Below are 13,044 nucleotides of genomic sequence, written 5' to 3'. Positions count from 1 at the left end.
AGCACGAAACCGAGCGACGCTGTGCATTCACGAAGGTTTCACGGCGACGCGTGTCGACGCCCGTGCCTGCGTGTTCGCTCCGACCTCCGAGCGCCACCAGCGCCGGGCGCGCAGCGTGGGAACCACGCAGAACACCGAAGCCGCGAGCGGCCCGACAGCGCCGTCGGCGGCACGAACGGGAGGACCGACCATGACCGATCGCGGCAGCAGCACGAACGGACCCCGCATCGACGACGAGCTCGCGCACGAGGCGCAGAGCATCGTCCAGGGGCACGGCAGCAACGCCCACGTCGAGGAGTTCCGGCAGGCCGAGGCGGTGCCCGACGACACCGACGACGCCGAGACGCTCGCCGCGTCCGGGTACGACGGCGAGGTCGAGGGCTCGTTGCAGGACGACGGGTCCGTCCTCGACGGCGGGTCCGACGCCGTCTTCACGAGCGAGACCGACGCGGACGACGTCCCGCCGAGCGGGACCGACGCGGACGGGGGCCGCTGATGGCCCAGACGACCCGCGAGGCCAGCGCCCTGCAGCCCGAGGTCGTCCAGGCGCTGCAGGCGCCGGGCACCTGGACGTGGGCGTACGTCGACGCCTCCGGCAACCGCGAGGACCCCCGCCGTCTCGCCGCACTCCAGCGCCGGACCGTCTCGGACGCGCTCCGCGAGCAGGGGACGTCCGACCGGGCGGTCCGGGTCGTCGAGGACGAGCTCGCCGAGCAGCCCGGCGCCCCCGCACCGGTCGCGCGCTACGTGCTCGTCCGCGACGACGAGCTCGTGCTCAGCGAGGTGCTGCCGGGCCACCTGCACGGCCAGGAGTCGGTCGGGACCGGAGCGGTGCCCGACCTGCTGCCCCTGCTCGCCCACCGGCCGTTCGACCTGCCCTTCCTGGTCGTCACCGTCGGCCGCGAGGGCGGCGGCTTCCGCAGCTACCGCCTCGGGCACGCCCCGACCGGCGCGGCCGAGGACGAGCAGCGCATCCAGGGCCGGACCGACACCCTGCACAAGGCGAAGTCCGGCGCCGGGTGGAAGCAGCCGCACTGGCACCAGCACGCCGAGGAGATCTGGAAGCAGACCGCGGGCGAGGTCGCCGCGTCGATCGAGGAGGCCGTCCGCGCGACGTCGCCGCGACTCGTCGTCGTCGCGGGGGACATCCGGGCCCGGGAACTGCTGCGCGGCGAGCTCTCGACGTCCACCCGCGCGCTCGTCACCGAGGTCGCGGTCGACCCCCGCGCCGACGACGCGTCCGAGAAGGCGCTCGTGCAGCACGTCGACCTGGCGCTCGCGCGGATCCTGGCGTCGCACCGGCACGACGTGCAGGACCTGCTCCGGACGCACGAGGGCCGCGGCGACAACGAGAGCGTCAGCGGGCTCGGCGCGGTGGTCTCGGCGCTCCAGCAGGCGCAGGCCGCCGTGGTCGCGCTCGACGCCGGCGCGCTCGGCGATCGCACGCTCCTGGCGCTCGACGCCGCACCGTGGGTGGCGACCGCGCCCGAGCAGGCCGCGGGGGCGACGGTCCTCGGACCGGTGCCCGCCGTGTGCGCCCTCGTGCGCGCGGTGGTGCTCACCGACGCCGAGCTCGTCCTGGTGAACGCGGCGTCGCTGCCGAGCGGTGCCCCGGCGTCCGCGCTCCTGCGCTGGCCGGTCGGCCCCGCCGTGCCCGCCTGACCTGCCGCCGGGACCTTCCGCCCGCCGGCGTACCCGGTCTCTCCGGGCGTACCTGGCCGGTTCGGGCGTACCTGGTCGTTCCGAACGACCAGGTACGCCCGTTCCCGCCTTCCACCGCGGCCGTTCTGGGAACGAACGGGCGGGAGTCAGTCGTGGGAGCGATCGGCGCGCGGGACGATCGGCAACGCCAGCAGGGGCAGCGCCGCCACGATCGCGAAGGACGCCGCGAAGCCGAGCACCCCGACGAGCGCACCGACGCCCGGTCCGACGGCGCTCGCCGCGAGGAACTGCCCGGTGTTCTGGGTCCCGAGCGCCCGCCCCGACCACGATGGCCCGGCGGCCTCGGCCACCGAGGTGTACGCCAACCCGTTGTCCGCCACCGTGACGCTCGTCGCGACGACGAGGAACACCGCCGCCGCTCCCCAGTGCGACACGTCGACGAGTGCGAGCACGCCCATCACCACCGCCGCGGCGACCGCCACCAGCCGGAGCGGTCCGACGCGCGACCCGGCGCGGTCGCTCCACGCGCCGACCAGGATCCGCCCCACGGCACCGACGAACTGCGACGCCCCGACCAGGAGGCCCGCCGCGGGTGTCGACCAGCCGAGGCCGACGAGCCAGACGAGTCCGTAGGTCGAGAGCGTGAACTGCGGGACCACGAGCAGCACGGACACCGCGTGGACCCGCCAGAGGAAGCCGGACGTCCGGTACGGGTTCGCGGCCCGGACGGTGCTCGTGCCCTCGGCTCGCGGTGCTCGAGGGGGATCGGTGATGCCGACGGCGCACAGCACGGTGAGCACGGCGCACAGCACGAAGGGCAGGACGAGCGCGGTGCGGATGCCGTGCGTCTCGGTGAGCACCGGGACCGTGACCGCCGCGAGCGTCACCCCGAGCGGCTGCGACATCTGCCGGATGCCCATCGCCAGTCCGCGGCGCTCCTTCGGGAACCAGCCGACCACGACCCGTCCGCTCGCGGCGTTCGTCGAGGCGCTCGTCATCCCCGCGGCGAGGAAGGCGATCCCGAGCAGCAGCGGGTCGCCGGCGCTCACCCAGGCCGCCACGACCGCGAGGGTGGTGAGCGCCAGACCGCCCGCGATGACGACGCGTTCACCGACCCGGTCGGTCACCGCGCCCCAGGCGATGAGCGTCAGGACGAGGCCGATCGTCGGGGCGGCGGCGAACAGTCCGGCCGACGCGAAGGGCATGCCCCCGGCGAGCAGGTGCGGGATGAGCAGCGCCGGAGCGGAGACGACCAGGGTGCCAGCGGCCTGCGCGGCCACCCCGAGCCCGAGCATCGTCCAGGCGCGCCGCGGGACGGTCGTCGCGGCAGCAGCGGTGGTCGGCGGCACGGGTCCCGTCCTGGGTGCGGTTGGTGTACCACGACGGTATACCAACCGTCACCCAGCCGCACTATGCTGGTCCGCCGTGACCGAGACGACCGAGAACGCCGTGCCCGTGTCGCAGACGAGCCAGCTCTACGACAACCTGCGCGAGGCGATCCTGACCCTCGACATCGCGCCCGGCGAGCGGATCTCCGAGCGCGGCCTCGAGGGTCGCTTCCACGCGTCGCGCACGCCCGTCCGAGCCGCGCTGTCGCGCCTCGAGCGCGAGGGGCTCATCCTGCACGAGGGGCGCTCGTGGACGGTCACGCCGATCGACCTCGACGAGATCGCGTCGCTCGCGGAGCTCCGCGGTGTGCTCGAGCCCGCAGCGGCACGACTCGCCGTCCAGCGCGCGTCCGCCGAGCAGCTCGACGAGGTCCGCGCACACCTCGACGGCCTGCGGGGGAGCCCCGACCGCGAGACGGGCATCCGGATGGGGTCGACGTTCCACCTCGACCTGGCCGCGCTCGGCGGGAACCGGTTCGTCACCGATGCCATCGCCGACGCCCTGACCCGCCTCGAGCGCACCCGGTGGATCGAGGTGCGCACCGCTGCGGCCCGCGAGGCCGCGTGGGAGGAGCACAGCGCCGTCCTCGACGCCGTCCGTGCCGGGGACGCCGACCGGGCTGCCGAGCTGCTCGCGGCGCACGTCGCGGGCACGAACGACCGCCTGCTCGCGTGGATCGGGCAGGAGCGCCGACGCCTCCGTGGCGCGGGCATGGCGATCGTCGGGAGCACCGGACTGCTCGCCGAGGCGGAGCAGGCCGAACCCGTCGGCCGCTGACCGCTCCGCCCAGCCGGGCGCTGACCGCAGCAGGCTGCACGCGGCCGGCGCCCGCTCCCGCGGGATCAGCCCCTCGTCGAAGGTTCCTCGGACCCGTCGATGTCCTGGGCGGCGTCGGCCGCTCCGTGCCGGGTGTGGTCGAGGAGTGCGTCGCGCACCTCGGCCTCGTCGGTGGTGAGTCGGATGGCGTGCTTGCTGCCGGACCGCGTCGACTGGGACATCGTGTTCCTCCTGTGTGCGTGGGCATCGGGTGGTGATGCGCTTCCTCACGGGACGTTCTGAGGTCGCCCCAGTGTGCGCCCGCCCGCCCGGGGCGCGCAAGCACCACCGCCGACCTGTGGAGGGATCGGTCCCGGGGCCGTGCCTAGGATGGTCCGGCCGCGCACGGGTGCGGCGGACGGACGGACGTCGGAGGGGAGGCGCGGCATGAGCGGGCAGCGCACCGCACCGCCCACGGTCTACGACGTCGCCTCCGAGGCCGGCGTCTCGATCGCCACCGTCTCCCGCGTGCTCCGCACGCCGGACGCCGTCCGCGAGGGCACCCGCGACCGCGTCCAGGCGGCGATCCGGACCCTCGGCTACGTGCCGTCCGGCAACGCCAGGGCACTCGCCGGCAAGCGCACCGGCGTGGTCGGACTCCTGCTGCCCGGGTTCGACGTCGTGCCGGACGAGCGGCCCGACCTCGTGACCGACGGCGGCGTCCGCGTGGTCGACGACCGCCGGCACGTCACCCAGCCGTTCTCGTCGAACCTGTACTTCGACGAGGTCCTCCGCGGCGCGGAGACCGAGGCGTGGCAGCGCGGCCTCGCGCTCATGGTCGCCGCCGGCCGAGGGTCCTCGCGGGACGTCATCGTGAACGACGTCGCCGGCCGGGTGGACGGCCTCGCGGTGCTCGCGCAGACCGTGCCCGACGACCTGCTCGAGCACGTGGCCCGACGCATCCCGGTCGTGGTCCTCGCCGACGACCGGCGCTCGCACGGGTTCGACTCCGTGAGCGTGGATAATGCCGCGGGCATGCGGACCCTCGCGTCGCACGTGATCGGGCGGCTCGGCATCCGGTCGCTGGCGTACGTCGCGGGCCCGATCGACTCCCCGGACGACATCGAGCGCTCGGCGGGGTTCCGTCAGGCGCTGGCGGACCACGAGGTGCCGCCGTCCGCGGTCCGGACCGTGCACGGAGACTTCGGTCGGGTCCGCGCACGGGAGCTCGCCGCGGTGCTCTTCGAGGGACCCGAACTCCCGCGCGCCGTGATCTGCTCGAACGACCAGTCCGCGCTCGGTGTGCTCGACGCCGCCGGTGCCCGCGGGCTCCGCGTGCCGGAGGACGTCGTCGTCACCGGCTTCGACGGCATCGACGCGGGGCGGTTCTCGGCGCCGCCGCTGACCACCGTGCACCAGCCGATGGGGGAGCTCGGGCGCGCGGCGGTCCGGGCGATCGTCGACCGCTTCGAGCGCCCGGAGGGAGCGCCGCGTGCGGTGCGGCTGCCGGTCGAGGTGCTGCTGCGGGAGAGCTGCCCGCCGGTGCTCTAGCGACGGTGCACGGCTCGTCCGCCGGTCGCTGCCAGGCCGGCCACCCGCCGTCTCGGAACGGGAACCTCGTGTTGCGCGACGTGATGTAAGCGCATACATTGGGGCGCAGCACCCACTCGACACGGAGGTCGACCGAGCAATGACGCTTCCCCCACAGCGCACGCAGCACGGCCCGCGCCGCCGCGGCCGGCTGCTGACCGCGCTCGCCGGCATCGCCGTCGTGGCCCTCGCCGCCACCGGCTGCAGCATCCAGGTCCGTTCGGAGCCGGACCCGAGCATCGGCAAGGACACGATGCTCATCAACGCGGACCGCGGCAACCCGCTGTTCGACCGCAACTTCAACCCGTACATCCCGAATGCCCGTACCGCGAGCAAGTGGATGTACGAGCCCCTCATCGAGATCAACCCGCTCGACGGCAAGGGCACCCCGTGGCTCGCGAGCTCGTGGGACCTGCCGGACGCCCGGACGATCGACATGACGATCCGGAAGGGCGTCGAGTGGTCCGACGGCACGCCGTTCACGCCCGAGGACGTCCTCTTCACGTTCGACCTGCTCAAGAAGTTCCCCGCCATGGACGTCAAGGGCGCCTGGCAGCACATCGACCGGATCGAGCGGGACGGCGACCACCTGGTCTTCCACCTCGAGGGCGAGGACGTCCCGAGCCTCAACATCATCGGCGCGACGTACATCCTCCCCGAGCACCACTACGGCGGGGTGCAGGACCCGGTCACCTGGCGCGACCCGAACCCGGTCGGCACCGGCCCGTTCGTGCTCGGCAACTACTCCGACCAGCAGTACTCGATGGACAAGAACCCGACGTACTGGCAGGCCGACGAGATCGCGATCGAGCACCTGGTCCTGCCTGCGACGAACACGCAGCTGGACACCGTCACCCGTGGCTACGACTGGGCGTACTCGTTCATCTCGGACGTCAAGGGCACCTGGGGTGCCGCGTCCGACACGAACCAGTGGTGGTTCCCGGCCGGCGGCGTGATCGGGCTCATCCCGAACCTGACGAAGGCGCCGTACGACGACGTCAACGTCCGCAAGGGCATCTCCTACGCACTCGACCGCGACGGCATCGCCGAGACCGCTTCCGAGGGCAACCTCAGTGCCGCGGGTCAGACCGGCCTGATCCTGCCGAACCAGGAGCAGAACCTCGACCCGTCGATCCCCGACAGGGGGATGATCACGCAGGACACCGACCGGGCCCTCGCCGAGTTCGCGAAGTCCGGCTACGAGCGGCAGGGCGGCAAGCTCGTCAAGGACGGCAAGCAGCTCGAGATCAACCTGATGACCGCGAACGGCTACTCGGACTGGCTCCGCGCTGCGCAGCAGGTGCAGCGCGACCTCGGGAAGATCGGCGTGAAGGTGCAGATCCAGGCACCGCAGCCCGCCGGCTACCAGCAGAACATCAACAACGGGAAGTTCGACATGGCGATGGGCGGCATGGGGAACGGCGACGTCTTCCAGGCCTACAACTCCCTGCTGTCGAGCGACTTCTACCAGCCGGTCGGCAAGTCGACGGTGAACAACTTCGAGCGCTACCGGAACGCGGACACCCAGAAGCTCCTCGACGAGTACCGCGGGACGACCGACCGTGCCGAGCAGCAGCGCATCCTCAACCAGCTGCAGGCGATCGTGTACGACGACCTGCCCGTGATCGGCATGTACTACGGCGGCCTCTGGGGCCTGTTCAACACCGGCAAGTTCGTCGGATGGCCGAGCGCGGAGGACCCGTACATGGCGCCGCAGAACTACGACTCGGCTCCGCTGCTCATCTTCACGAAGCTCCGACTCCGTGACAGCGCCGCAGGCAAGGCGATCCTCGAAGAGACGAAGCACCAGCAGAAGGAGGCAGGCAAGTGAAGTACGTCCTCCAGAAACTCGTCCTCTTCGTCCTGACCCTCTGGGCCGCGGTCACGCTGAACTTCGTGCTCCCGCGCCTCATGCCGGGCAGCCCGTCCGACGCGGCGCTCGCCAAGCTCAGCCAGAACGGCCCAGTCACCGACGCCACGAAGAAGGCCATCGAGGCTCAGCTCGGCGTCCCCTCCGGCAACCTGTGGGACCAGTACGTCAGCTACCTGCACCAGGTCGTCACCCTCGACTTCGGCACGAGCTACACGTTCTACCCGCAGCCGGTCGGCGACCTGGTCGGCCGGGCCCTGCCCTACACGCTCGTGCTCGTCGGGACGGTCACGGTCCTCGCGTTCGTGATCGGCACGCTGATCGGCGTCGCGGCCGCCTGGAAGCGCGGCACCTGGCTCGACTCGCTCCCGACCCTGTCGGGCTCGTTCATGTCGACGTTCCCGTACTTCTGGACCGCACTCCTGCTGCTGTTCTTCCTCGGCTACGTCCTGCACTGGTTCCCGACGACCGGGGCGTCGTCCGCGACGAGCGTCCCGGGCTGGAACGGCACCTACATCGGCGACGTCCTGCGGCACGCGGTCCTGCCGGCCGTGACGATCCTCGTGACGAGCCTGGGCGGCTGGATCATCGGCATGCGCAACGCGATGATCAACACCCTCGGTGACGACTACGTCACCTTCGCCGAGGCGAACGGCCTCCGCGGTCGCACGGTCGCCGTCCGGTACGCCGCGCGCAACGCGATCCTGCCGAACCTGACCGGCTTCGGCCTGGCGCTCGGCGGCGTGGTCGGCGGCTCGGTGCTGGTCGAGCAGGTGTTCGGCTACCCGGGCATCGGCTACCTGCTGTTCAACGCCGTGATCGGGCAGGACTACCCGCTCATGCAGGCCCTCTTCCTGATGATCACCGTGTCGGTGCTCATCGCCAACTTCATCGTGGACGTCCTCTACGGCGTCCTGGACCCGAGGACGCGCCGATGACGACCAACTCGCGATGGGCGGCGTGCTCTGCCCACAACCACCACCCGAGGACTCGACGATGAGCACTGTCGCAGTGAGAACACAAGAACAAGCCGCCCCGTCCAAGTGGCGCGCCGCCGCCCGCCAGTTCGGCGTCGTCTGGAGCAACACCAAGGCCCGCATCGGCCTCTGCATCCTCGCCTTCTTCGTCCTCGTGGCGATCGCCGCCCCGTTCCTCGCCCCCTACGGCGCGAGCCAGAACGGCTTCGCACGGAACGCCGACGCCACCTGGGCGCACTGGATGGGCACCACCGCCGCCGGCGAGGACGTCCTCTCCCAACTGATCTACGGCGCCCGGGTCTCCGTGCTCGTCGGTGCGGTCGCGGGCTTCCTGTCGACCCTCGTCGCCGTCGCGATCGGCCTGAGCTGGGGCTACATCCGCGGCTGGGTCGCCGAGGTCATCGGCTTCATCGTGAACCTGTTCCTCGTCATCCCCGGTCTGCCCCTGATGATCGTCATCGCGGCCTACCTGCAGAACGGCGGCATCACGGTGATCATCGCCGTGATCGTCGTCACCGGCTGGGCCTGGGGTGCGCGCGTCCTCCGCAGCCAGACGCAGTCCCTCCGGAGCCGCGACTTCGTCACCGCGGCACAGTTCTCCGGCGACGGCGCGACGCGCATCGTCTTCCGCGAGATCCTGCCGAACATGACGTCCCTGATCGTCGGCAGCTTCTTCGGTGCGGCCACGAGCGCGATCCTGGCCGAGGCGGGGCTCGAGTTCCTCGGCCTAGGGGACTCGTCGATCGTCAGCTGGGGCACCATCCTCTACTGGGCGCAGAACTCGAACGCGCTGCTCACCGGCCAGTGGATCCTGCTGTTCGCCCCCGGTCTCTGCATCGCCCTCCTGGCGATGAGCCTGACCCTCATCAACTTCGGCGTCGACGCCGTGTCCAACCCGCGGTTGCGCGAGGGCGCGCGCCGCAAGCGCAAGGAGGTCACCGCATGAGCGGTGCAACCACCGACGGCCTGGAGGCGCGGGACGGCGCCGCCACGCGCCTCCCGTCCGACACGACCCAGCAGGACGTCCTGCTCGACGTCCGCGACCTGTCGGTCGTCTACGAGTCGGCCGGCCAGACGGCCGTCCAGGCCGTCGACCACGTCTCCTTCCAGCTGCGCAAGGGCGAGTTCGTCGGCCTGGTCGGCGAGTCCGGCTCGGGCAAGTCGACCCTCGGCTACGCGCTGACCCGGCTGCAGAAGCCGCCGGCGCGCACCAACGGCGGCAGCATCGTCTTCGGCGGGGCGGACATCCGTGACCTCGACGACGAAGCGCTCCGCCAGCAGCGCCAGGGCGGCTTCGCGATGGTCCTGCAGTCCGGCATGAACGCGCTCAACCCGGTGCGCACGATCCGCAACCACTTCATCGACGTCTTCCGGGCGCACGGGCACGTGCCGCGCGAGCGGTGGGACGCCCGGATGCGGGAGCTGATCGGCAAGGTGAAGCTGCCGGAGACGATGCTGGCGCGCTACCCCGGGGAGCTCTCCGGCGGCATGCGGCAGCGCGTCTCGATCGCGATCGCGCTGTCGCTCGAGCCGCAGCTCATGGTGTTCGACGAGCCGACCACGGCGCTCGACGTCCTCGTGCAGCACGCCGTGATGGACACGATCATCGAGCTGCAGCGCTCCGAGGGCTTCACGGCGATCCTGATCAGCCACGACCTCGGCATCGTCCTCGAGGCCACCGAGCGCGTGCTCGTCATGCACGAGGGGCGGATCGTCGAGGACGGCCGCTCGCTCGAGGTCCTCCGTGACCCGCAGGACGACTACACGAAGATGCTGTTGTCGCACTACGCCGACCCGCGTGCTTCGGTCGTGAGCCTGCCGGGGTTCCCGGATCGGTCACTGCGCGGCACGGACCAGACCCGGCAGGAGACGACGTCGTCGTTCGCCACCGTCGGGTCGCGTGAGCGCAGCGCCGCGAAGAACCCGATCGTCGTCGACCACCTCGTCAAGACGTACCCGGCGCCCCGCCGCGGTGAGCAGCCCGTGCAGGCCGTCCGCGACGTGTCGTTCACCCTCGAACCCGGGCAGTCGCTCGCCCTGGTCGGCCAGTCCGGCTCGGGCAAGTCGACCATCGCGAAGATGCTCACCGGCGTCGAGCAGCCGACGAGCGGGACCGTCCGGTTCGGCGACACCGACGTGGCGAAGCTCGGGAGGCGCGGCCTGCAGGACCTGCGCTCCGAGGTGCAGATGGTGTTCCAGGACCCGTACGCGGCGCTCAACCCGCTGCACACGGTGGAGTACATCCTGTCCCGACCGATCGCGAACTACACCGGACTCCGCGGGCGCGATGCCCGACGCCGGATGCTCGAGATCCTCGAGACCGTGGGCCTGACGCCCGTCGAGCAGTTCGCGCAGAAGCTCCCGCACCAGCTCTCCGGCGGGCAGCGGCAGCGCGTGGTCATCGCCCGGGCGCTCGCGAGCGACCCGCAGGTGATCATCGCGGACGAGCCGGTGTCGATGCTCGACGTCACGCTGCGCGCCGGCGTGCTCGCGCTGCTCGAGGACCTGCGGGAGCAGTGGGGCGTCTCGCTCCTCTACATCACGCACGACCTGCTGAGCGCCCGGCTCATCACCGACGACGTCATGGTGCTGCACGACGGCGCCGTGGTCGAGCGGGGCCGCACGGCCGAGGTGCTGCAGCACCCACAGGACGACTACACGGTCGCGCTGCTGGACGCGGTGCCGAACCCGCGGCGGACACTGCTCGCATGACGTTCCCCGCTGTTGCTCCCTTCGGCCACCTCCCCACACCCGCGGGTGTCGACGTCGTCGGCATCGACCTGCCCGTCGGTCGGCTCACCGCCTACCGGGTCGTCCCGAACGGACCCTCGAAGGGCACCGTCCTGATCGTCCCCGGGTACACCGGGTCGAAGGAGGACTGGCGCACGTTCATGCCGCTCCTCCGGGAGGCCGGTTGGACCGCGGTCGCGATCAGCCGCCGCGGCCAGGCCGACTCGGTGGCGCCGACCTCGCCGTCCGACTACTCCCTCGACGAGGAGGCGGCCGACGTCGTCCGGGTCGCGGCGCTGCTCGACGACGGCGCGCCCGTGCACCTGATCGGGCACTCGCTCGGCGGGGTCATCGCCCGCGAGGCCGCGATCGCGTCCCCGCAGTCCTTCCGGTCGGTCGTGCAGTTCTGCTCCGGCCCGTACGGCTGGCCCTACCGCAAGGTCACCGAGCTGACGATCCTGCACGACACCGGCGGGAACAACCGGCAGCTGTTCGACTCGACGAACCCCCTGTGGGCGTACCGGCCCGACGAGGAGCTCCCCGACGACGTCCGGATGGTCCGCGACCGCTTCGACGCGACGAGCCCGATGAGCGTCGTCGCCGGCGGGCACATCCTCGAGGACCACACCGACTCGTCCGCCGAGCTCCGCGCGACCGGGCTCCCCGTCCTCGTGGCGCACGGTGAGTGGGACGGCGCCTGGCCGATCCCGTGGCAGCGGCAGATGGCCGAGGACACCGGCGCCCGCTACGAGGTCGTCCCCACGAGCTACCACGGCCCCCACGTCGAGAACCCGGCCGCGACCATCGCGCTCTTCGACGACTTCTTGTCGGCGCACTGACGTCGGCGCACGGAAAGGACCCATCATCACCACGCTGCAGTTCCCCGACGGCTTCCTCTGGGGTGCCGCCACCGCCGCCCACCAGATCGAGGGCAACAACGTCAACGCGAACTGGTGGGCGCACGAGCACGAGCCCGACACCACCATCGTCGAACCCTCCGGCGACGCCGCGGACAGCTACCACCGGTACCGCGAGGACATCCGCATCGCCGCCGACCTCGGCCTGAACTCCTACCGGTTCAGCATCGAGTGGGCGCGCATCGAGCCCGAGCGCGGCTTCGTCTCCCGCGCCGAGGTCGACCACTACCGCCGCATGGTCGAGGCCTGCCACGAGGCCGGCATCGAACCGATCGTCACGCTCATGCACTTCACCGTGCCGCGCTGGTTCGAGCGCGACGGCTTCTGGCGCGCGCCCGACGCCGCCGACCTGTTCGCCCGCTACACCGAGGCCGCGCTCCCCGTCGTGCAGGACGGCGTCCGCTACGTCTGCACGATCAACGAGCCGAACATCGCGGCGATGCTCGCCGGGGGAGAGGACGCGGCGAACCTCGTGGCGTACGGCCTGCCGAACCCCGACCTGCACGTGGCGGACCAGCTGCTCGCGTCGCACCGGCGCTCCCGCGAGGTCCTGTCGCAGGTCCCCGGCCTGCAGTCCGGCTGGACCATCGCGACGCAGGCGTTCCGCGCGAACGGTGAGCCCGGGTCCGAGGAGATGCTCCGCGAGTACGGCTACCCGCGCGACGACTGGTACCTCGAGCAGGCCGCCGGTGACGACTTCCTCGGGGTGCAGGCCTACACGCGCACGTTCATCGGCGCCACCGGTCCGGTGCCGGTCGCGGAGGACGTCGAAACGACCCTGACCGGGTGGGAGTTCTACCCGGAGGCCTCGGCCGACGGACTCCGCAGCGCGTGGGAGCTGTCCGGCCACGTCCCGCTGATGATCACCGAGAACGGCATCGCCACCGCCGACGACTCCCGCCGGATCGCCTACACGCAGGGCGCCCTCGAGGGCATCCACCGCTGCATCGAGGACGGCATCGAGGTGCTGGGCTACCAGCACTGGTCGCTCCTCGACAACTACGAGTGGGCCTCCGGGTACCGGCCGACCTTCGGGCTCGTGGCGTGGGACCGCGAGACCTTCGCGCGGACGCCGAAGGACTCGGCGCGCTGGTACGGGAAGGTCGCGCAGGCGAACGCGCTCGAGACGCGGCGCGACTGACGCGACCCCCGA

At 71.7% G+C, this 13,044-nt stretch carries 12 protein-coding genes; 10 read left to right on the top strand and 2 right to left on the bottom strand.

Translation table 11 applies throughout. The annotated features are described in order from the left end of the window. Window positions 1–190: 190 nt before the first annotated feature. On the top strand, window positions 191–496 hold the full coding sequence (locus tag H7A69_RS07045; protein WP_182046408.1) for a hypothetical protein: 306 nt from the start codon (window positions 191–193) through the stop codon (window positions 494–496). After that, complete coding sequence (locus H7A69_RS07040; RefSeq protein WP_182046407.1) at window positions 496–1,662, top strand: Vms1/Ankzf1 family peptidyl-tRNA hydrolase; 1,167 nt, start codon at window positions 496–498, stop codon at window positions 1,660–1,662. The genes H7A69_RS07045 and H7A69_RS07040 overlap by 1 nt, the downstream gene beginning before the upstream one ends. 146 nt (window positions 1,663–1,808) lie before the next feature. Here H7A69_RS07040 and H7A69_RS07035 read toward each other — a convergent pair whose 3' ends face one another. Next, window positions 1,809–3,011 (bottom strand): MFS transporter, encoded by a 1,203-nt coding sequence (locus tag H7A69_RS07035; RefSeq protein WP_411469353.1) that lies wholly within the window; start codon window positions 3,009–3,011, stop codon window positions 1,809–1,811. A 76-nt stretch (window positions 3,012–3,087) separates the two neighbouring features. On the opposite strand from H7A69_RS07035, the gene H7A69_RS07030 reads away from it, so the two are divergent. Beyond that, window positions 3,088–3,828 carry a GntR family transcriptional regulator gene (locus H7A69_RS07030; protein WP_259346122.1) on the top strand — a complete coding sequence of 247 codons (741 nt, stop codon included), beginning with the start codon at window positions 3,088–3,090 and terminating at the stop codon, window positions 3,826–3,828. A gap of 65 nt (window positions 3,829–3,893) precedes the next feature. On the opposite strand, the gene H7A69_RS07025 is transcribed toward H7A69_RS07030, so the two are convergent. After that, a complete protein-coding gene (locus tag H7A69_RS07025; RefSeq protein ID WP_182046406.1) occupies window positions 3,894–4,049 on the bottom strand; it encodes a hypothetical protein in 156 nt (51 codons plus the stop codon). A gap of 205 nt (window positions 4,050–4,254) precedes the next feature. Between H7A69_RS07025 and H7A69_RS07020 the strand changes: the two genes are divergently transcribed. The 7 genes from H7A69_RS07020 (at window position 4,255) to H7A69_RS06990 (ending at window position 13,032) form a co-directional block, all read left to right on the top strand. Next, the gene (locus H7A69_RS07020; RefSeq protein WP_182046405.1) at window positions 4,255–5,358 is read left to right on the top strand and encodes a LacI family DNA-binding transcriptional regulator; all 1,104 of its coding nucleotides are present in this window, start codon (window positions 4,255–4,257) and stop codon (window positions 5,356–5,358) included. 139 nt (window positions 5,359–5,497) lie between these two features. Continuing rightward, a complete protein-coding gene (locus H7A69_RS07015) occupies window positions 5,498–7,228 on the top strand; it encodes an ABC transporter substrate-binding protein (RefSeq protein ID WP_259346121.1) in 1,731 nt (576 codons plus the stop codon). Continuing rightward, a complete protein-coding gene (locus H7A69_RS07010) occupies window positions 7,225–8,205 on the top strand; it encodes an ABC transporter permease (RefSeq protein ID WP_182046404.1) in 981 nt (326 codons plus the stop codon). The genes H7A69_RS07015 and H7A69_RS07010 overlap by 4 nt, the downstream gene beginning before the upstream one ends. 58 nt (window positions 8,206–8,263) lie before the next feature. Continuing rightward, window positions 8,264–9,190, top strand: coding sequence for an ABC transporter permease (locus tag H7A69_RS07005; protein ID WP_259346120.1), 927 nt, complete (start codon window positions 8,264–8,266; stop codon window positions 9,188–9,190). Next, window positions 9,187–10,956: an ABC transporter ATP-binding protein gene (locus tag H7A69_RS07000; protein ID WP_259346119.1), complete on the top strand. Its 1,770-nt coding sequence runs from the start codon at window positions 9,187–9,189 to the stop codon at window positions 10,954–10,956. The genes H7A69_RS07005 and H7A69_RS07000 overlap by 4 nt, the downstream gene beginning before the upstream one ends. Further along, window positions 10,953–11,813 carry an alpha/beta fold hydrolase gene (locus H7A69_RS06995; RefSeq protein ID WP_182046402.1) on the top strand — a complete coding sequence of 287 codons (861 nt, stop codon included), beginning with the start codon at window positions 10,953–10,955 and terminating at the stop codon, window positions 11,811–11,813. The genes H7A69_RS07000 and H7A69_RS06995 overlap by 4 nt, the downstream gene beginning before the upstream one ends. Before the next feature lie 22 nt (window positions 11,814–11,835). After that, entirely contained in the window at window positions 11,836–13,032 is a 1,197-nt protein-coding gene (locus tag H7A69_RS06990; RefSeq protein ID WP_411469354.1) for a glycoside hydrolase family 1 protein, read from the top strand. Window positions 13,033–13,044: the final 12 nt, after the last annotated feature.

Source organism: Curtobacterium sp. ME26 (genome assembly GCF_903970945.1).
GTDB classification, from domain to species: domain Bacteria; phylum Actinomycetota; class Actinomycetes; order Actinomycetales; family Microbacteriaceae; genus Curtobacterium; species Curtobacterium citri.
Note: the sequence above shows the minus strand (reverse complement) of the source record. Positions and strands in the feature narration are given on the sequence as shown.